Origin of the sequence: Rhodoferax sp. (assembly GCF_028715765.1) — a bacterium.
GTDB lineage: Bacteria > Pseudomonadota > Gammaproteobacteria > Burkholderiales > Burkholderiaceae_C > Rhodoferax.
The window spans coordinates 63741-83689 of sequence record NZ_JAQURE010000004.1 but is presented as its reverse complement, the minus strand read 5'-3'; the positions used below and the strand labels follow the sequence as shown (position 1 = coordinate 83689).

20 protein-coding genes and 2 tRNA genes are annotated in these 19949 nt (G+C 57.7%); 5 read left to right on the top strand and 17 right to left on the bottom strand.

Going from position 1 to position 19949, the window contains the following annotated elements; translation table 11 throughout:
* Positions 1-32: 32 nt before the first annotated feature.
* From meaB to scpA, 6 genes are all read right to left on the bottom strand, one after another.
* Positions 33-1001 carry a methylmalonyl Co-A mutase-associated GTPase MeaB gene (meaB, locus tag PHT20_RS02690; protein ID WP_301019358.1) on the bottom strand — a complete coding sequence of 323 codons (969 nt, stop codon included), beginning with the start codon at positions 999-1001 and terminating at the stop codon, positions 33-35.
* A gap of 22 nt (positions 1002-1023) precedes the next feature.
* A complete protein-coding gene (locus PHT20_RS02685; RefSeq protein ID WP_300082752.1) occupies positions 1024-1428 on the bottom strand; it encodes a type II toxin-antitoxin system VapC family toxin in 405 nt (134 codons plus the stop codon).
* A gap of 8 nt (positions 1429-1436) precedes the next feature.
* Positions 1437-1745 carry a type II toxin-antitoxin system VapB family antitoxin gene (gene vapB / locus PHT20_RS02680; RefSeq protein ID WP_366520879.1) on the bottom strand — a complete coding sequence of 103 codons (309 nt, stop codon included), beginning with the start codon at positions 1743-1745 and terminating at the stop codon, positions 1437-1439.
* Between the two features lie 105 nt (positions 1746-1850).
* On the bottom strand, positions 1851-2264 hold the full coding sequence (locus PHT20_RS02675; protein ID WP_301019310.1) for a hypothetical protein: 414 nt from the start codon (positions 2262-2264) through the stop codon (positions 1851-1853).
* Positions 2261-2581, bottom strand: a complete 321-nt coding sequence (locus PHT20_RS02670; RefSeq protein WP_301019309.1) for a CopG family transcriptional regulator — start codon at positions 2579-2581, stop codon at positions 2261-2263. The genes PHT20_RS02675 and PHT20_RS02670 overlap by 4 nt, the downstream gene beginning before the upstream one ends.
* 47 nt (positions 2582-2628) lie before the next feature.
* Positions 2629-4788: a methylmalonyl-CoA mutase gene (scpA, locus tag PHT20_RS02665; protein ID WP_301019356.1), complete on the bottom strand. Its 2160-nt coding sequence runs from the start codon at positions 4786-4788 to the stop codon at positions 2629-2631.
* A 130-nt stretch (positions 4789-4918) separates the two neighbouring features.
* Here scpA and PHT20_RS02660 point away from each other — a divergent pair, with 130 nt between their 5' ends.
* Complete coding sequence (locus PHT20_RS02660; protein ID WP_301019308.1) at positions 4919-5566, top strand: GntR family transcriptional regulator; 648 nt, start codon at positions 4919-4921, stop codon at positions 5564-5566.
* Between the two features lie 51 nt (positions 5567-5617).
* Here the strand turns inward: PHT20_RS02660 and PHT20_RS02655 are convergent.
* Positions 5618-5694: transfer RNA gene (locus tag PHT20_RS02655), tRNA-Arg, on the bottom strand.
* 17 nt (positions 5695-5711) lie between these two features.
* Positions 5712-5788 (bottom strand) — tRNA-Pro (locus PHT20_RS02650).
* Positions 5789-5955: 167 nt separating this feature from the next.
* Here PHT20_RS02650 and aat point away from each other — a divergent pair.
* Positions 5956-6702: a leucyl/phenylalanyl-tRNA--protein transferase gene (gene aat / locus PHT20_RS02645; protein ID WP_301019307.1), complete on the top strand. Its 747-nt coding sequence runs from the start codon at positions 5956-5958 to the stop codon at positions 6700-6702.
* A gap of 18 nt (positions 6703-6720) precedes the next feature.
* Positions 6721-7491: a YdcF family protein gene (locus PHT20_RS02640; protein WP_301019306.1), complete on the top strand. Its 771-nt coding sequence runs from the start codon at positions 6721-6723 to the stop codon at positions 7489-7491.
* Positions 7492-7501: 10 nt separating this feature from the next.
* On the opposite strand, the gene PHT20_RS02635 is transcribed toward PHT20_RS02640, so the two are convergent.
* A complete protein-coding gene (locus PHT20_RS02635) occupies positions 7502-8809 on the bottom strand; it encodes a hemolysin family protein (RefSeq protein ID WP_301019305.1) in 1308 nt (435 codons plus the stop codon).
* A gap of 24 nt (positions 8810-8833) precedes the next feature.
* On the opposite strand from PHT20_RS02635, the gene PHT20_RS02630 reads away from it, so the two are divergent.
* Positions 8834-9679: a symmetrical bis(5'-nucleosyl)-tetraphosphatase gene (locus PHT20_RS02630; protein ID WP_301019304.1), complete on the top strand. Its 846-nt coding sequence runs from the start codon at positions 8834-8836 to the stop codon at positions 9677-9679.
* A 58-nt stretch (positions 9680-9737) separates the two neighbouring features.
* On the opposite strand, the gene PHT20_RS02625 is transcribed toward PHT20_RS02630, so the two are convergent.
* The 3 genes from PHT20_RS02625 to guaD form a co-directional block, all read right to left on the bottom strand.
* Positions 9738-11231, bottom strand: coding sequence for a DEAD/DEAH box helicase (locus PHT20_RS02625; RefSeq protein WP_301019303.1), 1494 nt, complete (start codon positions 11229-11231; stop codon positions 9738-9740).
* Positions 11232-11395: 164 nt separating this feature from the next.
* Entirely contained in the window at positions 11396-11965 is a 570-nt protein-coding gene (gene dcd / locus PHT20_RS02620; RefSeq protein ID WP_301019302.1) for a dCTP deaminase, read from the bottom strand.
* Between the two features lie 121 nt (positions 11966-12086).
* Complete coding sequence (gene guaD / locus PHT20_RS02615; protein ID WP_301019301.1) at positions 12087-13430, bottom strand: guanine deaminase; 1344 nt, start codon at positions 13428-13430, stop codon at positions 12087-12089.
* Between the two features lie 59 nt (positions 13431-13489).
* Between guaD and PHT20_RS02610 the strand changes: the two genes are divergently transcribed.
* Positions 13490-14035, top strand: coding sequence for a queuosine precursor transporter (locus PHT20_RS02610; RefSeq protein ID WP_300082786.1), 546 nt, complete (start codon positions 13490-13492; stop codon positions 14033-14035).
* 83 nt (positions 14036-14118) lie between these two features.
* On the opposite strand, the gene PHT20_RS02605 is transcribed toward PHT20_RS02610, so the two are convergent.
* The 5 genes from PHT20_RS02605 to PHT20_RS02585 form a co-directional block, all read right to left on the bottom strand.
* A complete protein-coding gene (locus PHT20_RS02605; RefSeq protein ID WP_301019300.1) occupies positions 14119-15288 on the bottom strand; it encodes a BMP family ABC transporter substrate-binding protein in 1170 nt (389 codons plus the stop codon).
* A gap of 64 nt (positions 15289-15352) precedes the next feature.
* Positions 15353-16273, bottom strand: coding sequence for an ABC transporter permease (locus PHT20_RS02600; protein ID WP_301019299.1), 921 nt, complete (start codon positions 16271-16273; stop codon positions 15353-15355).
* The gene (locus PHT20_RS02595; protein ID WP_301019298.1) at positions 16273-17340 is read right to left on the bottom strand and encodes an ABC transporter permease; all 1068 of its coding nucleotides are present in this window, start codon (positions 17338-17340) and stop codon (positions 16273-16275) included. Before PHT20_RS02595 ends, PHT20_RS02600 begins: the two co-directional genes overlap by 1 nt.
* Positions 17327-18922, bottom strand: a complete 1596-nt coding sequence (locus PHT20_RS02590; protein ID WP_301019297.1) for an ABC transporter ATP-binding protein — start codon at positions 18920-18922, stop codon at positions 17327-17329. The genes PHT20_RS02595 and PHT20_RS02590 overlap by 14 nt, the downstream gene beginning before the upstream one ends.
* Positions 18919-19887: a LysR family transcriptional regulator gene (locus PHT20_RS02585; RefSeq protein WP_301019296.1), complete on the bottom strand. Its 969-nt coding sequence runs from the start codon at positions 19885-19887 to the stop codon at positions 18919-18921. The genes PHT20_RS02590 and PHT20_RS02585 overlap by 4 nt, the downstream gene beginning before the upstream one ends.
* Positions 19888-19949: the final 62 nt, after the last annotated feature.

Here is a 19949-nt window from a genome sequence, read left to right as displayed (position 1 = left end):
AAAATTAAATTTACTATGAAAAAAATAGTGGCTTACGCTTTATTCATCTGTGCTGCAAGCATATTTCTTGCAGCAGTAGAAGCAGCCAAGCGGCCTTCAAGCACGTCTTGGGTCAATTTGGGCAGCAGGTCTTTCACCGCGGGGTGCTGGGCAAACGCTTGTTTCAAACCGGCATCAATGCGCTCCCACATCCAGGCCAGCGCTTGCTTTTGGCGGCGTGTGTCCCATTTGCCATTGGTAGCCTGAAGGTTTTTGAATTCAAGCACTTTGGCCCAAAAACTGTCTACCCCTTGGGCATGCAAGGCGCTGAGCTGAATCACTTGCGGGTGCCAAATGGCGGTGTCATGGTGCATGTGATCAGGGTTGCCGTGCAAGCCCAGCAGCCGCAAGCTGGAGGTGATTTGGGCTCGGGCGCGGGTGGCGGCATCAGGGTCGAGGTCAACTTTGTTGATGACGACCAGGTCAGCCAGCTCCATCACACCTTTTTTGATGGCTTGCAAATCGTCGCCTGCATTGGGCAACTGCATCAGCACAAACATGTCGGTCATGTTGGCCACGGCAGTTTCTGACTGCCCCACCCCCACCGTCTCAACAATCACCACGTCATACCCAGCGGCCTCACAGACCAACATGGCCTCGCGGGTTTTCTCTGCCACACCACCCAAGGTGCCACTGCTGGGGCTGGGGCGAATGTAGGCTTTTTCATGCACCGAGAGCATTTCCATGCGGGTTTTATCACCCAAGATGGAGCCGCCCGACACTGTGCTGCTGGGGTCAACCGCCAGCACCGCCACCCGGTGGCCTTGCTGGATCAGATACAACCCCAGCGCTTCAATGAAGGTGGATTTGCCCACTCCCGGCACGCCGCTGATGCCCAGCCGGAAAGACTTGCCGGTGTGCGGCAACAAAGCTGTCAGCAACTCATCGGCTTGCAGTCGGTGGTCGGCGCGGGTGGATTCCAGCAACGTGATGGCTTTGGCCATGGCACGGCGTTGCCGCATCGGCTCGGCGTTGAGAATCGTGTCAAACAACCCAGTTCTCCAGCTTCAAACCCTCGATACGCTCAAACTCGCGGGTGTTGTTGGTAACCAAGGTCAAACCTAGCGACTGTGCGTGTGCGGCAATCAACAAATCAAGTTCCCCAATCGGCGTTCCGGCTTGCTTGAGCGCTTGTCGATGTTCACCGTAAACCCAGATCGCGTCCGACGGCCAAGGCTGCACGGCAATGGCGGCTAAAAACCGTTTCAGTGAGGCTTCATTTTTCTCACGATGCACCACAGCACTTCGAGCCACACCAAAAGCCAGCTCTGCGGCCACAATGGCGCTGACGCACAAGCCATCATGCCTGGCCTGTTGCATTCGGCGCAACACGCTAGGGTGGTGCTTCATGGCATAGATGCAGATATTTGTGTCGAGCAGATAGCGCACAGGCAGCCTCAATTCTGTGGTGGGAGCGCGTCATCGAACGACAGCATGTCGTCAACCAGAGGGGTGCGATCACGCTCTACAAAGTCCATGCCCTCAAATCCTTGCAAGGCTTGCACCACCTCTGTCCACCATTCGTCTTCCGTGCGCTTGGGACGCATGATCACTGCATCGCCATTGCGCTCAATCGTCACCTCTTTGGTGTCAAACCGAAACGCTTTAGGCAGGCGTACCGCCTGGCTGCGACCCGTGGTAAATACTTTGGCAACACCTGGAGTCGACATCACTGGGCGTTTCGTGATTTGGGTGATGGCGGTCATGAGAGCCTCCGATTAATTAATACATACCAATAATACATATCAAATCAAAAAATACAAGCAAAACGCCAATGAGCAGAGCAGGGGCGAAAGCTTCGGTCATGGGTTTCACAAAATCTCAAACGCCCGCCCATCGGGCAGGCGGTAGCGTGAAAAGTCACGCACATCCAGGGTCAAGATGTGTCTGACCCCGGTTTCATGCGCCGCCCAATATAAGCTGGCATCGGCCAAGTCCATTACGCTGCGGGCATCGGTGTAGGCGTTCATCCAGTCAGCCATGTCCAGCAGGTCTTCAGTGTCAAACGGGTAAATTTGCACCGCACCAATGCCTATCCAACGCAGCAATGCCAGCCGCTCACGGTCACCCAGCATGTGTGTGGCCTCTGTCACGCACGGCCAGGTGGTGTGTAAGCGCCACGGCAGTTGTGGCTGCGTGATCTGATCCCGAAAATGCGCGTGATGCTTGTCCGTTGGGTCAAACAAGGCAATCATGGGCCCGGCATCAAGCAGGGCAACAATCACGCCGCGCCCCCCGTTTGACGCAAGGCCAGCGCCTGCGTGAAGCCTGCACTTTCCTGCTCGTGCTTGGCGCGCAATTTGGCGCGCAGAGTGGACTTTTGCGCGTTCGGTTCACTCGCTGCAGTGGCCTCAACAGGCTGGCTGACACGGTACTCAGCCATTTCCTGCATCACCTTGAGGTACAGCTCACCGGGGTTGTTGCGACCTAGAGCGCGCTCAACCGCCTCAATGATGAATTGAGATTTGGTGATGCCACGCCGTTTGGCGGCTTGTTCCAGCTCTTTTTCCATGAGCGGATCCATGCGAACTGATACAGCCATGCTGATCTCCTATTGAAATACGGTATTACAGTATATCAATCAATAAATCAGACTACCAATGCTTTTTTGATCTGCTCCAGCACATCTTTGGCGCTGGCCGGGATCGGCGTGCCGGGGCCGTAGATGCCTTTGACACCGGCTTCATAGAGCATGTCGTAGTCTTGCCGCGGAATCACGCCACCCACAAACACGATGATGTCATCGGCGCCCTGCTTTTTGAGTTCAGCAATGATGGCGGGCACCAGGGTTTTGTGACCGGCGGCAAGGGTTGAGACGCCCACCGCGTGCACGTCGTTTTCAATCGCCTGGCGGGCGCATTCCTCAGGGGTCTGGAACAGCGGCCCCATGTCCACGTCAAAGCCCAAGTCAGCAAAGGCGGTGGCCACCACTTTGGCTCCGCGGTCGTGGCCATCTTGACCCAGTTTACTGATCATCACCCGCGGGCGGCGACCCTGGTCGGTGGCAAATTGGGCAATTTCTTCTTTGAGCTTGTCCCAGCCTTCGGCGCTGTCGTAGGCGGCAGCGTAGACACCCGTCACTTTTTGGGTGTCGGCACGGTGGCGACCAAATGATTTTTCCATGGCATCGCTGATTTCACCCACAGTGGCGCGCACACGTACCGCTTTGATGGTCAAGTCCAGCAGGTTGCCGGTGCCGTTTTCTGCTGCATTTTCAATAGCTGCTAGCGCTTGCTGCACCTGGTCTGCATCACGTTTTTGCTTGATGGCATTGAGTCGCGCAATTTGCGAGTCGCGCACGGCCACGTTGTCAATGTCGCGGGCTTCAATGGTGTCTTCGGTTTTGAGTTTGTATTTGTTCACACCCACAATGACATCTTTGCCGCTGTCGATGCGAGCTTGTTTTTCAGCTGCTGCTGCTTCAATCTTGAGCTTGGCCCAACCGCTGTCCACGGCTTTGGTCATGCCGCCCATGGCTTCAACCTCTTCGATGATGGCCCAGGCCGCATCCGCCATGTCCTGGGTCAGCTTTTCCATCATGTACGAACCCGCCCAGGGGTCGATCACATTGGTGATGTGGGTTTCTTCCTGAATGATGAGCTGGGTGTTGCGGGCAATGCGCGAGCTGAATTCCGTGGGCAAGGCAATGGCCTCGTCAAATGAATTGGTGTGCAGGCTTTGCGTGCCACCAAACACCGCCGCCATGGCTTCGATGGTGGTGCGGACCACGTTGTTGTAGGGGTCTTGCTCTGTCAGGCTCCAGCCACTGGTCTGGCAGTGCGTGCGCAGCATCAAACTCTTGGGCTTTTTGGCATTGAAGCCTTTCATGATGCGGCACCAGAGCAGCCGGGCAGCGCGCATTTTGGCCACTTCCAGGTAAAAGTTCATGCCAATGGCCCAGAAAAAGCTCAGGCGGCCCGCAAAGTCATCCACATCCATGCCCTTGGCGATGGCGGTTTTGACGTATTCCTTGCCGTCGGCCAAGGTAAAGGCCAGTTCCAGTGCCTGGTTGGCACCGGCTTCCTGCATGTGGTAACCCGAAATGCTGATCGAGTTGAACTTTGGCATGTTCTTGGCTGTGTACTCGATGATGTCGCCAATGATGCGCATGCTTGGCTCGGGCGGGTAGATGTAAGTGTTGCGCACCATGAACTCTTTGAGGATGTCGTTTTGAATCGTTCCCGAGAGCTTGTCTTGCGAAACACCCTGCTCTTCCGCCGCAATCACGTAACCTGCCAGCACCGGCAGCACGGCGCCGTTCATGGTCATGGAAACGCTCACCTTGTCCAGCGGGATCTCGTTGAACAGAATCTTCATGTCTTCGACCGAATCAATCGCCACACCGGCCTTACCCACGTCACCCGTTACGCGCGGGTGGTCGCTGTCATAGCCACGGTGCGTGGCCAAGTCGAACGCCACGCTCACGCCCTGCCCGCCTGCGGCGAGCGCCTTGCGGTAGAAGGCGTTGGATTCTTCAGCGGTGGAGAACCCGGCGTATTGGCGAATCGTCCACGGGCGAACGGCGTACATGGTGGCCTGCGGGCCGCGCAGGTAGGGCTCAAAACCAGGCAAGGTATCCGTGTAGGCTAGGTCTTTGGTATCTTCGGACGTGTACAGCGGTTTGACGCTGATCCCGTCTGGTGTTTGCCAGTTGAGCGCATTGACATCGCCACCTGGTGCCGATTTGGCAGCGGCTTTGGCCCAAGCTTCAAGGGTACTGGGCTGAAATTCTGGTGTGTTTTGAGTCATGGTGGCGCGGCAAATGGGGTTGGACAAGGGCATGACTTGCTTGTGACGGGTCATGTCGGAACAGGTCAATGAGTTTACGTTATTTATAATTATTGATGCAAAAAATTCCTTCCAGCTTACAATCCTGACCATGGCAGCCCTTTCCTTAGCCCCTCGCGCACTTTACGAAGAAGTGGCAGAACTGCTGCGTCAGCGCATTTTCAACCGCGAGTTGGAGCCTGGGAGCTGGATTGATGAACTCAAAATTGCGCAAGACTACGGCATCAGCCGCACGCCCATGCGTGAAGCACTGAAAGTGCTGGCCGCTGAAGGTTTGGTGACCATGAAGGTGCGTCGTGGTGCCTATGTCACAGAAGTTTCAGAGCGCGATTTGGCCGATGTGTACCACCTGCTTAGCCTGCTTGAGTCAGATGCCGCAGGTGTGGTGGCTAGCACCGCCACGGAGGGCCAGTTGCGTGAATTGCAGCAGCTACACCAAGAGCTAGAGCTGGCCGGTTCGTCAGAAAGTCCAGACCGTGAACGCTTTTTCGAGATCAATGAGCGCTTTCACATGCGCCTGCTTGAAATAGCCAACAACCGCTGGCGCGACCAAATGGTGGCAGATTTGCGCAAAGTGATGAAGCTCAACCGCCACAACTCGTTGCTGAAGTCTGGCCGCATTCAAGAGTCTTTGAAGGAACACCGGGCGCTGATACAAGCGTTGGTGACAAGAGACAGCCAGATGTGCCAAAAGCGCATGCAAGAGCACTTTGCCAACGGACTTGAAGCTGCCGTTTAAGGCTCCAAAGCAGATAGAGAGATGGCAAAGAGATGGGTGGGGGCAAGAAGCTGGTCTGCCCGGAGGGGATCGAACCCCCGACCCACAGCTTAGAAGGCTGTTGCTCTATCCAACTGAGCTACGGGCAGAGATCACGAGAATTGAATGGTCGGGGCGAAAGGATTCGAACCTTCGACCCTCTGGTCCCAAACCAGATGCGCTACCAGGCTGCGCTACGCCCCGACTCTGCTATTGTAATGGGTGAAAAGCCCGTTTTTGACACAGTACCGTGAGGTCTAGTACCTTTTCAGCACCTTTTTGATGCTCATCCAGCACAGCTGCAGATGTTTCAATGTCCAACCCAATTCAGCCAACCCAGTTCATCCAACCCAATCCATCGCTATTTTTGAATGTCAAATGATTCACCCCGCCTGACCTGGCTTGAGCCGGGCGAACCCTTTCCCCCGTTGACCCAAGCCTGGGGTGTGGACAGCCCAGCACCGGGGTTGTTGTGTGCTGGTAACCACTTGTCTGCCGACACCCTGGCCGCCGCCTATGCGCAAGGCATTTTTCCATGGTACAGCGAAGGCCAGCCCACCCTGTGGTGGAGTCCAGACCCGCGCATGGTGCTGCAGGTGGACGACTTTCGACTGCACCCCTCGTTGAAAAAAACGCTTAAAAAATTCAGCCAGTCAGCCCTCTGCGAAATCCGTTTCGACCATGCTTTTGGCGCTGTGATTCAGGCCTGCAGCGGCAGCGCCAGACAGGGTCAAGCGGGCACCTGGATATTGCCTGAGATGGTGACTGCCTACACCCAGTTTCACCAAGCCGGGTACGCACACAGCGTAGAAACCTGGATCAACGGCGCATTGGTGGGCGGTCTGTATTGCATCAACATCGGCCACGCAGTGTTTGGCGAGTCGATGTTTCACCACGCCACTGATGCCTCCAAAATTGCCCTGGCGGCGTTGGTGGCGTTTTGTCGTACCCACCATGTGCCCTGGATAGATTGCCAACAAAACACGCGCCATCTGGCTTCACTGGGTGCCCGTGAGATGCCAAGGCACAGGTTTGCAGCTCAACTTGAATCGCTTTGCCTTCAACCTGCACCAGTTTGGCAGTTTGAGCCTGCAATGTGGCAACAACTCAGCCAGTAACCCACTTCAAACATCATCATGTTCCTTGCTGCAAAATTTTTGGCATTTATCACCCAACCCCTGGCCTGGGTGGCCTTGCTGGTGCTGGGCTCCTGTCTTTGCACCGCGCGCTTCGTCCGGTGTGGCCAATGGCTGGGTACATCGGCCTTTGTCCTGCTGGTGGCACTGGGCTGGGAGCCACTGCCAGACGCAGTGCTACGCCAACTTGAATCGGTTTATCCTGCCCTACCCTCTGGCACACGCCTTGACGGCTATGAAGGTGTGATTGTGCTAGGCGGCGCCTTGGAACCCAGTTATGTGTGGGCGGCGCCGGGGCAAAGCGCCCTCAATGACGCGGCAGAGCGCATGACTGAAGTGCTGCCATTGCTGCGCAGGCAGCCCAGCCTGCGGGTGCTGTTCACCGGTGGCGAAGGTGAATTGTTTGCAAGCCACTTACCAGAGGCCGCGCGCGCCAAGCAGTTTTTCACTGGCCAGGGGCTCCCAGCAGATGCGTTTTTATTTGAATCAGCCTCGCGCACCACGTATGAGAACGCTTTGCTGAGCAAATCTGTACCCGGTGTGAACCCGGCCAAGCCTTGGCTGCTGCTGACATCAGCCTGGCACATGCCCAGAGCCATGGCCACCTTCAAAAGCCTGGGCTGGCAGGTCACGGCTTACCCAGTGGACTTTCGCACCGGTCAAAGCACGCCATGGAGCCAATACACCATGGATCAAGGGGTGAAAAAATGGAAAACAGCGCTGCACGAGCTGCTGGGGTTGTTGGCTTACCGCTTGTCAGGGCGGCTTTGACGCCTGACAGTCACAACGTGTCTGATTCAGCCTCTAGTTGGCTGGCTAACACCTTGTCGACCCGGCGGCCATCCAGGTCAAGCACCTCAAAACACCAGCCTTCGCAGTTGATTTTTTCACCGGTAGCGGGCAAGTGACCACTCACCGCCATGAGCAGCCCTGCCACCGTGTTGTAGCGGCCGCGCTCCTCCAGCGGCAGGTCATCCAGGTCTAACCTGGCCTTGAGCTCGCTCACCGGCATCATGCCGTCCAGCAGCCAGCTGCCGTCTTCTCGCTGCACAGCCCAGGCTTCAGAGGTCACGCTGGGTTGCAGCTCGCCGGTGATGGCTTCCAGCAAGTCATGCGGGGTCAGCATGCCCTGCACCACGCCGTATTCATCCACCACCAACACCAACCGCCCGACTTTGGCGCGAAACTGCTCCAGCAACTCCATGCCACTCAAGGTTTCAGGCACAAACACCACCGGACTGACCACCGCTTCAAGCTGCGCAGTGGCATTTACACCCAGTTCCAACATGTGCGCCAAGCTGATCTTGCCAACCACCTCGTCGAGCGACCCACGGCACACCGGATACCAAGAATGTGCTTGAGAGGCGCCGTCAAGTGCCACTTTTTGCAGTCCCTGCGCCACGGTGGCGCTGGCGTCAAGCCAATCGACTTCGGCACGTGGCACCATCAGCGATGTCAAAGGCCGGTCGTCCAGGCCAAACACGTTTTGCACCATTTGGTGCTCATGCTCTTCAATCACCCCGGCATCCACACCTTCTTCCAGACTGGCGCTAATTTCCTCTTCAGTCATGGCACGCGAGGCCTGGGTGTCAATGCGCATCAGTTGAAGCACCGCCGCCGTGGCGCCAGAGAGCAATTTGACAAAAGGGCCGGCCGCTTTGGCCAACCACAGCATGGGTCGCGCCACCACCCGTGAGACCACTTCAGGGTAAAGCTGACCAATGCGCTTGGGCACCAGCTCACCAAAAATGATGGTGGTGAAGGTGATCATGGTCACCACCAGAGCCGTGGCTGAAATGGCAGCGGCTTTGTCAGCCACGCCAAATGCAACCAACCAGGCCGCCAAACCCGCGCTGAAAGCAGCTTCGCCCACAATGCCGTTGAGCACACCAATAGACGTGATGCCGACCTGCACCGTAGACAAAAACTGGTTGGGGTTGTCCAGCAACAGCAGCGCCGCTTGCGCGCCTTTGTCGCCCTCATCGGCCATGGCGTTCAGGCGCGACTTGCGGCTGGCGGCCAGCGCCAGCTCAGACATGGCAAACACGCCATTGAGCAACGTTAAAAAAACAATCAGCAAGAATTCCATGTTTCTCATTAGACAATCAATACCATGGCACTTTACTTGATTGGCGACGTGCAAGGCTGCGACAGCGCTTTGCAACGTTTATTGAACAAAATATCTTTCTCACCCAGCCGTGACACGCTTTACATGCTGGGGGATCTGGTCAACCGCGGTCCCGATTCAGCGGCCGTGCTGCGGCGCCTGATGGGATATGGTGCCTCGGCCCAATGCCTGTTGGGCAACCACGACTTGCATTTGCTGGCCGCCGCAGAAGGCGCACGCAAGCCCAGCCGCAAAGACACGTTGGCCAACGTGCTGCAGGCGCCTGACCGCGAAGCCCTGTTGCATTGGCTGCGCCAGCAGCGTTTGGCGATCTATCTGGAACATCAAAAAAAACAGTATTTAATGGTTCACGCTGGGGTATTACCTGCATGGACAGCTATTCAAACTATAGCGCTTGCCAGCGAAGTTGAGCAGCTGTTGAAAAGCCCGGAGTTGCCTGACTTTTTGCACCAGATGTATGCCAACCAGCCCAACGCCTGGGATGCCCGCTTGCGCGGCACTGAACGACTGCGCTTGATTGTGAATGCCCTGACCCGGCTGCGCTTTTGCACCGCACAAGGCGAGATGGAGTTTGAAACCAGCGATGGCGCCGATTCCGCACCCACTGGTTTCATGCCTTGGTTTGACGTGCCTGGGCGCCAAACAGCCGATGTCACGGTGGCTTTTGGGCATTGGTCAACCCTAGGTTGGCTCAATCGCCCAGATGTGTTGGCGCTGGATTCAGGCTGCGTCTGGGGCGGCTGCTTGAGCGCTCTGAAATTGGGCGCGCAGGCCAGTCAGCATGAACTGATTCAGGTGACCTGTGAGCAAGCACAAAAACCTGGCAAATAAATGCGCTGAAGCAGCGCCCGAGCTGCTCCAACGGTTCAGCTGGACGTCCAGCAGCGGATCAAACTGACTTGAACAAGGCCGCCACTTTGCGCTTGGCTTTGATGTTGCTGGAAATACTGCGCGCACCCGGGCGCACTGCCGCAGCTTCCCAGCTGGGTACTTCACCAGCTGGCAACACCGGTGACTCATAGGGTTTGGAGAAAAACGGGTCTTGCGATCGGGCGGGTTCGCGCCGGTAGTCGTTGCGCGGGGCACGCGGCACCCGTGCGGCAAACTCTTCTCGCCGGGTGTCGCCAGCGTCTTGCTGGTAAAGCCTGCGACCATCATTGATGTGGCCTTGTTTGCGAATGTCTGGCAAGTCTTCTTCAAACTGCACCGGCTCCAACTCGATCTTGATTTTGAGCAAGCGCTCCACGTCAGCCACCAACCGCGCATCGCTTTTCGACACAAACGTCACCGCCAGCCCAGCCGCACCGGCACGGCCGGTTCGGCCAATGCGGTGCACATAGTCTTCACTGTGAAACGGAATGTCAAAGTTGAACACAGCCGGCACATCTTTGATGTCCAAGCCACGGGCTGCTACATCCGTGCAGACCAACAAATCGACCTCACCACTCTTGAAAGCTTCCAGCGCTTTCAAGCGCTCATCTTGACTTTTGTCACCATGGAGCGCGGTGGTTTTCAGGCCTTCATGCTCCAGCGAGCGCGCCAAACGGGCGCAACCGAGCTTGCTGTTGACAAACACAAAGGCTTGTTTGAGGCCTCGGTCTTTCAAGATTTGGTGCAAAGCGTGGCGTTTGTCGTCACCCTCCACGCTGTAAAAGTGCTGCTCTACGGTGGACGCCGTGGCATTGGAGCGCGCCACTTCTACCAGCACCGGGTCTTGCAAATAGCTGTTAGCCAGGCGCTTGATCTCGGGTGAGAACGTGGCAGAAAACAGCAGCGTGGTGCGCTCTTTGGGCAAATAGCTCAAGATGCGTTGCAGGTCTGGCAAAAAGCCAATGTCGAGCATGCGGTCAGCTTCGTCCAGCACCACATATTCAACCTGATTCAACACACAGTTTTTGGCTTCAATGTGATCCAGCAGCCGCCCCGGCGTAGCCACCAGCACTTCAACGCCTTTTTTCAACTCAAGGGTTTGCGGCTTCATGTCCATACCGCCAAACACCACCGCGCTGCGCAGATGCGTGTATTTGCCGTAGAGCTTGATGTTTTCTGCCACTTGGTCAGCCAACTCACGGGTGGGCAGCAGCACCAGCGCACGCACCGGGTGACGAGCGGGAGACGTTGAGGCGTTTTCGTGCTTGAGCATGCGCTGCATCAGTGGCAAGGCAAAAGCGGCTGTTTTGCCGGTGCCAGTTTGGGCGGCACCCATCACATCACGGCCTTGCAACACCACAGGTATCGCCTGCGCCTGGATGGGAGTCATGGTCTCGTAGCCCATTTCAGCCACTGCCCGCGCCAAGGGGGCAGCCAATTGCAGCTGGGCAAAGGCCATGATGGGGGTATCAGAATTCAATACGGAAACGGTGTCGGGGGTCTGGTCGGTCATTGAAACTCGGGTTCAATTGCTATCAAGCCGATAGCTGGTGTCGCCCTGCACATCAGGGCATAAGTCTTGCAAAGACATGCAATTATCGTTGATTCACCTCAAAGCCCTAAAAAAGCCAGCCGCCGCAGGCGGCCGCGCCGCTCTGCAGCAATAAATGTGCACCTTCAGGTTTTGGGCAGGGTCACACCACGCTGCCCCTGGTATTTGCCACCGCGGTCTTTGTAACTGGTTTCACACACTTCGTCGCTCTCAAAAAACAGCACTTGGGCACAGCCTTCACCGGCGTAGATTTTGGCCGGCAGCGGCGTGGTGTTGGAAAACTCCAGCGTCACATAACCTTCCCACTCAGGCTCGAACGGGGTCACGTTGACGATGATGCCGCAGCGCGCATAAGTGCTCTTGCCCAGGCAAACGGTCAACACATTGCGCGGAATGCGAAAGTACTCCACCGTGCGCGCCAGGGCAAAACTGTTGGGCGGGATGATGCACACGTCTTCATTGAAATCCACAAAACTCTTTTCATCAAAGTTTTTGGGGTCCACCACCGTGCTGTGGATGTTGGTAAACACCTTGAATTCGGGCGCACAGCGGATGTCATAGCCGTAGCTGCTGGTGCCATAGCTGACAATTTTTTGGCCAGCAGCGTTTTGACGAATTTGTCCGGGCTCAAAGGGCTCGATCATGCCGTGCTGCTCCGCCATGCGGCGGATCCATTTGTCGCTTTTGATGGTCATGGGGTGATTCCTGGGTAAAAACAAAAGTGCCTGGCAGGCCGGGGAAAGAGCCTCTAAAGCCGCCACCCACAGCCCACATTATGCGTGGGATTATATTATAAAAATCATAGCTACTCACGCTTTATTCATGGGCGCTAGAAGCCAAAATGTCTTGAGAAATGATGGTTTTCTCAACCAGCCGATCATCGCCCAGCACAATCATGGCAAACAGCAGCTCATCGAGACTGTTGGCCAGCGCCGTCTTGCGCGCCAGAAGTGGCGTGGCCTGCGGGTTGAGCACCACAAAATCAGACTCGCAACCCGGCAACAGGTTGCCCACCACCCCGTCTAAACCCAGCGCCTGAGCCGCACCGGCCGTGTGCTGCCACCACAAGTGCTGCGGGCTTAAGCTCAAGCCTGCCTTGGTTTGCCCCTCGCGTCCCACAAAGTAGGCGGCCAGCATGGTGTGAAACGGGCTGAAGCTGGTGCCACCACCCACGTCACTGGCCAACCCATAGGTCATGCCTGCCGCGTCGGCCTTGGCATAGTCAAAAAAACCGCTGCCCAAAAACAAATTGCTGGTGGGGCAGACAGCGGCCGCTGCACCAGTCTGGCGCATCAAGGCACGGTCTTCATCATCCAGATGAATGCAGTGCGCAAACACCGCACGCGCGCGCATCAAGCCAAAGTCGGCATAGGTGGACAGGTAACTGCGCGAGGCGGGGAACAAGGCCCGCGCCCAGGCGATTTCAGCCAGGTTTTCTGCCACATGCGATTGAATCCACACGGCTGGGTAGCGGGCAGCCAGTTCACCTGCACCGCGCAACTGGGCATCACTGCTGGTGGGTGCAAAGCGTGGCGTGATGGCATAGCCGAGCCGGTCAACGCCATGCCAACGGCGCAGCAAGGCTTCTGAGTCAACCAGGCTTTGCGCGGTGGCATCTGGCTTGCCACCTTGTGCGGGCTGGTTGAGCAAGTCAGCGGGCGCATGCCGATCCATCAGACACAAGCCAGTGATCAAACGCATGTGTTGCGCTTGTGCCGCTTGAAACATGGCCTCAACCGATGCCGGGTGCGAGGTGGCAAACGTCAACGCGGTGGTGACCCCATGGCGCAACAGTTCTGCTATAAAAAATCTAGCTGCTTGCGCAGCATATTCGGGCGATAGAAAGCGTTTTTCTTCTGGAAAAGTGTAGTTTTCAAGCCACGGCAACAGGCCTGCGGCAGGTGAGCCAATCACATTCGTTTGCGGGTAGTGGCTGTGCACATCGACAAACCCTGGGGCAATGATGCGGCCAGGCCAGTGGGTCACGGGCACATGGGCAAAGCGCGGCTGTAAATCGCGGTAAGCGCCCACCGCTTGCACCACCTGGCGTCCATGCGCATTGGTACCCACCACCAGCAAGCCATCAGACTCAAGCATAGCTGCAGAGCTTGCCGACGGGATTTCAGAAAAATAAAGAATGGCTGCACGATAAGCTTTCATGGTGAGAGCTTAACCAAGCTCAGGGCTCAAATGGCCAGATGGCCTGCGATAATTGCGGCATGAAAAACACTCAAACCCTCCCGTTACTGACCTTGTGGCGGCCGATTTTGGCCATGCTGATCGTCATCACTTCATCAAACTATCTGGTCCAATTCCCCATCAATGATTGGTTGACTTGGGGTGCGTTCACCTTTCCAGTGGCGTTTTTGGTCACCGACCTGACCAACCGTGCCGTGGGCAATCAAGCCGCCAGACGCGTGGCCTGGGCTGGTTTTGCAATAGCTGTGCTGGTGTCGTTGGCTTTGGCGCCATGGCGCATTGCGGTGGCCTCTGGGGTGGCGTTCATTGTGGGGCAATTGCTGGACATTGTGGCGTTCAACAAGCTGCGCACCATGAGCTGGTGGAAAGCGCCATTGATTGGGTCTGTGGTGGCTTCGGTGCTAGACACCGGCATCTTTTTCTTTTTGGCCTTTTACGGCTCTGACATGAACTGGCTGATGCTGGCCGCTGGCGACCTCAGTATCAAATGGCTGATGGCTGCGGTGTTGCTGGCGCCGTACCGTGCCATGCTGCCACGCTTGCAGCTGTGGGTACCCGCACACTAATCCGTCCCCATGCGTCTGCACTGCATCATCAACGTGTAAAAAAGCCGCCCTTGGGCGGCTTTTTTCATAGTGAGTTGCTGCGTCTATTTCGCACCCGGCACCTTGCCTTCAACACCCTTGACAAAGAAGTTCAGGCCACCCAGAAACTTGTCGTCAGCGGCCGTATCTTTGGCCACTTGTACCTTGCCAGCGTTGTCGGTAATCGGGCCTTTCCAGATGACAAAACTGCCGTCCGTCAGGCCTTTTTTGACCTCTTCCACTTTGGCTTTGGTCTCGGCCGGCACGTCTTCTGCAATCGACACAATGTCAATCGCGCCTTCTTTCACGCCCCACCATGCGTGTGTGCCAGCGCCAGCTTTCCAGCTGCCATCGAGCGCTTCTTTAACAGTCTTGATGTAGTACGGGCCCCAGTTGATCACGCTTGATGCAAGGTGGGCTTTGGGGCCATAGGCAGTCATGTCGGAATCCCAGCCAAAGGCGCGCTTGCCCTTGGCTTCGGCGGTTTTCAACACCGCCGGAGAATCGGTGTTCTGGAACAACACGTCGGCGCCGCCATTGATCAGGCTGGTGGCCGCTTCGGTTTCTTTCGGTGGGTCAAACCAGCCGTTTACCCACACCACTTTGGTTTTGATTTTGGGGTTGCTGGACTGCGCACCGAGTGTGAAGGCGTTGATGTTGCGCACCACTTCAGGGATTGGAATGGAGGCCACCACACCCAGCGTTTTGCTCTTGGTCATGGCACCGGCAATCACACCGGCCATGTACGCGCCCTCGTAGGTGCGGCTGTCGTAGGTGCGCATGTTGTCAGCTTGTTTGTAGCCAGTGGCGTGCTCAAACTTGACGCCTGCGTTATCCGCAGCCACTTTGAGCATGGGTTCCATGTAACCAAAGGTGGTGCCAAAAATCAGCTTGTTGCCCTGGCCTGCCATGTCGCGCAGGACGCGTTCGGCATCTGCTGATTCAGGCACGTTTTCGACAAAAGACGTGGCGATCTTGTCGCCAAATTCTTTCTCAAGCGCTTTGCGGCCGTTGTCATGCGCAAAAGTCCAGCCACCATCACCCACCGGGCCGACATAGGCAAAGGCAATTTTCAGGGGCTCGGGTTTGGGCGCTGGTGCGGGCGCAGAGGCCACCGGTGCGGGCGCCGGCGCAGGTGCCGGTTCTTCCTTTTTGCCGCAGCCCACCACCGCAGCGGAAGCCACGGCGGTGAGCGCGGCCACTTTGAGCAGCGCGCGTTTTTGCAAATCTGTCATGTCAATTCCTTATCAATGAAACGGGTTGGACAACGGGGGAGAAATGAATTATGAACCCGAAAAATCAGGCTCCAGGGTAAAACGGCTTGCCCAGGCTGGTGGGCATGTTGATGCGAATCCACTGCGGGTTACGTGAGATCAGCGCCAGCACCACAATGGTCGCCACATACGGCAGCATCGACAAAAACTGGGCAGGCACATCCACCCCCATGCCCTGCAAATGAAACTGCAGCATGGTGACACCGCCAAACAAATAGGCCCCCAGCAGCACCCGCGCCGGTCGCCAGGTGGCAAAAGTCGTCAAGGCCAAGGCAATCCAGCCCTTGCCCGCCACCATGCCCTCGACCCACAGCGGCGTGTAGATGACGGACAGGTAAGCCCCGGCCAGGCCACACAACGCACCCCCGGCCACCACCGCCAATAGCCGGATGCGGCGCACCGGGTAACCCAGCGCATGGGCCGACTCTGGGCTTTCACCCACGCTGCGCAGCACCAGGCCGCTGCGGGTGCGATACATGAACCAAATGAGCGCCAGCGCCAGCAGCACGGTGAGATACACCAGCGGGTGATGACGAAACAACGCCGAACCAAACCAGGGTATGTCCGACAAATAGGGCACGGCGAAGCTGCTGCGCTCAGGCATTTTGGCCTGCACAAAAGAGGTGCCCACAAAGGCTGAAAAACCCGTGCCAAACAGGGTGAGCGCCAGGCCGGTGGCGTATTGGTTGGTGTTGAGCCAGATCACCAGCACCCCAAAGATGGCCGCCAGCAACGCGCCCACGCCCATACCGGTGGCAAAACCCAGCCAGTCGTTGCCAGTGGTGACCACCGTGGCAAAACCGGCAATGGCCGCGCACAGCATCATGCCTTCGGCCCCCAGATTCACAATGCCGACCTTTTCATTGATCAGCAAGCCCAGCGAGGCAATGGCCAGCACCGTGCCCGCGTTCAGCGTGGCGGCCAGCAGCAGTGCATAAGACTCCATCAGCGCCCTCCCCTTTTTTGCCACATCAGGCGGTAATTGACCAGCGTGTCACAGGCCAGCAGGCTGAACAACAGCAGCCCCTGAAACACCCCGGTGAGCGACTTGGTCAGCCCCAGGCGCGACTGCGCCATTTCGCCGCCGATGTAAAACATGCTCATCAAAATGGCTGAAAACACCATGCCCACCGGGTGCAGCCGCCCGACAAAGGCCACGATGATGGCGGCAAAACCATAACCCGCCGGCACGTAAGGCGTGAGCTGGCCAATCGGCCCGGCCACCTCCAGCGCACCGGCCAGGCCTGCTGCACCGCCCGAGATCAGCAACGCCGTCCACAGCGCCCGCCGCGATGAAAACCCGGCGTAACGTGCGGCGGCCGGGGCCAGCCCGCCCACCTGCAAGGCAAAACCGGCGCGTGTGCGAAACAAAAACACCCACAAGCCCGCCACGCTGACCAGCGCCAGCAGCGCGCCAATGCTCACGCGTGAGCCCTCAAACAGACGCGGAATACGCGTGGCCGCCTCAAAGGTTTTGGTTTGCGGAAAATTAAAACCCATCGGATCTTTCCATGGGCCGCCCACCAGGTAGCTCAGCACCTGCACCGCCACGTAGACCAACATCAGGCTCACCAGAATCTCATTGGCATGAAAACGGTCACGCAGCAGCGCCGTCAAGCTGGCCCACACCATGCCGCCCAGCACGCCCGCCAGAAGGATGGGCAGCACAATCCAGCGGCTACTGCCCGCATCCGCCAGCAGCGCCACACCGCCAGCAAAAATGGCACCGATGATGTATTGCCCCTCGGCGCCGATGTTCCACACGTTGGACCTGAAACACACCGCCAGACCCAAGGCAATGATCAGCAGTGGCGTCGCCTTGACCAGCAATTCGCCCAAGGCGTAGGCGTTGTGAATGGGTTGCCAGAAAAACATCTCCAGGCCCTTGAGGGGGTCTTTGCCCAGCGCGGTGAACATCACCGTGCCAATCAGCACGGTGATCAGCAGCGCCAGCACGGGCGAGCCGTACGTCCAGATTTTGGACGGCTCAGGGCGGGCCTCAAGCTTGAGCATGTGTGCCTCCTGACTGGGCGGACTCACCGACGACGGCGATGCCCTCAAGTTCGGCCAGGTGCTGCTGCACGTCTTGGTCCCACAGCCCACTCATCCACTCGCCAATTTTCTCGACCGTGGCCTCGGTAATGGGCACCGAGGGCGACAACTGGCCGCGTGAGATCACATGCAGGCGATCAGACACTTCAAACAATTCGTCAAGCTCTTCGCTGACCACCAGCACCGCACAACCGGCATCACGCAGGGCCAGAATCGCCCCCCGGATTTGTGCCGCCGCACCCACGTCAACACCCCAGGTGGGCTGCGAGACGATGAACAGCCTGGGGTTGGCATCAATCTCACGACCCACAATGAATTTTTGCAAGTTGCCCCCCGACAGTGATCTGGCCAGCGAACCCGGGCCACCGGCCTTCACCTTGAAACGAGCCATGATGTCGGCGGCGTGGCGCTCAAGCTGTTTGACGCGAATCCAGCCACCACCCACTTTGGGAAAAGCAATGGCCTCCTGGCGCGTCAACAGCAGGTTTTGCGCCAGGCTGAGCGTGGGCACCGCACCGCGCCCCAGGCGTTCTTCAGGCACAAAATGCAGGCCGAGCTTGCGCCGCTGCCCCGGGTGCAGGCGTGAGGCGTCCACCGCACCCATAAAAATACTGCCCGGCTTGGCCCGCACGTCTTCACCCGAGAGCGCGTACAGCAGCTCTTTTTGCCCGTTGCCCGAGACCCCGGCAATGCCCACCACCTCACCAGTGCGCACCTGCAGGCTGATGCCTTCAATGTCCACGCCAAACTGGTCTTCACGCGGCAAGATCAGCTTGTTCAGCGTCAACACGGCGGCACCGGGTTTTTGGGCGCGGTGCGTCAACTGCGGCGGCTCGGCGCCAATCATCAGTTTGGACAAGGACGCATTGCTTTCCTGCGACGGGTCACACACACCAGTGACCTTGCCGCCACGCAACACAGTGCAGGCGTTGCAAAGTTCGCGGATTTCATGCAGCTTGTGGCTGATGTACAAAATGCTGCAGCCCTCGCTGGCCAGCTTTTTCAGCACCACAAAGAGTTTTTCAACCGCCTGCGGCGTCAGCACCGACGTGGGTTCGTCCAGAATCAGCAATTGCGGATTGGTCAGCAAGGCGCGGATGATTTCCACCCGCTGCATTTCGCCCACGCTCAAGGTGTGCACCGGGCGCAGCGGGTCAATGTCCAAACCATATTCAATGGCCTTGGCCGCAATGCGCTGGGTGACTTGTTGCAGGCTCAGGCTTTTGCTGAGGCCCAGCCAGACGTTCTCGGCCACGGTGAGGGTGTCAAACAGGCTGAAATGCTGAAACACCATGCTGATACCCAAGGCCCGCGCCTCTTGCGGGTTCTTGATGTGCACTGCCTGCCCGTTGAACAGCACCGTGCCCTCGTCAGGTTTGACCGCACCGTAGATGATTTTCATCAGCGTGGATTTGCCTGCACCATTTTCGCCCAGCACGGCGTGGGTTTGCCCCGGCATGACCGTCAGCGACACCTCGCTGTTGGCCACCACACTGGGGTAACGCTTGGTGATGCCGGTGAGTTGAAGTCTGGGGGTACTCATGCAGTTTTTGCGGATGGTGCAGGTTGAGTGATTTTTTCGCGTTTCAGGGCTGCCGCCACCGACTTGACGCGCTCACGCAACCACTTGGCCGACGTGGTGGTGTGGCTGCGTTCATGCCAAAGCTGGTAGTACATCATGCGTGGAAACTCGATCGGACAGGGCAGTATTTTCACCGGCAACACATCCACAAACCGCTCGCAATATTGTCGCCCGGTGGTCAACACTAGCAAGGTCGATGCCACCATGGCCGGAATCAAGCCGAAATACGGGCAACGCGCCGCAATGTGCCGCTGCAAGCCCTGGCTGATCAAAAAGTCATCAATCACGCCCTTGGCTCCAGGATGCATGGCGGCCGGCGCAATGTGATCCACCGCCAGCCAGGCCTCTTTGTCCCAGCCACGGCGCACCGCCGGGTGGTTATTGGCCACCAGGCACACCACGTCGTCACCAAACAGGCGGCCCAAGTGCAGGTCTTGCGGCGGGGTGGCCCAGTTGCCGATCACCACATCCACATCGCCCTGCGCCAATTGGGTGCGGTAGTCTGAGGCGGCCGAGAGCGGCCAGATTTCCACGTTGCACAACGGGGCCTGCGCCTTGATTTGCGCCATCAGGCGGGGCAAAAAATGCGGGTCGAGGTAATCACTGGCGGCAATGCGAAAGGTGTGCCGGGCTTGCGCCGGATCGAACCCCCGTGCGTCGGAGAACAACACCTGGGCAGCTTGCAGAATCCGCGCCGCCGGGTCGAGCATGCGCAGCCCGGCCTCGGTGGGCACCATGCAGGCCCCGGAACGCACCAAAAGCGGGTCGCCCGAAAACTCGCGCAGCCGTTTGAGCGCACTGCTCACCGCCGGCTGGTGCATGCCCAGACGGATGGCGGCTTTCGATACGCTACGCTCAGACAACACGGTGTGCAATACCTTGATCAAATGAATGTCAATGCTGCCGAAAAGATCGCGCTCTTTCATACCCTTGGCCCAATACCTGCCATATGCTTGACCTTATGCTGCGGGTAGGCGTGTGTCTTACC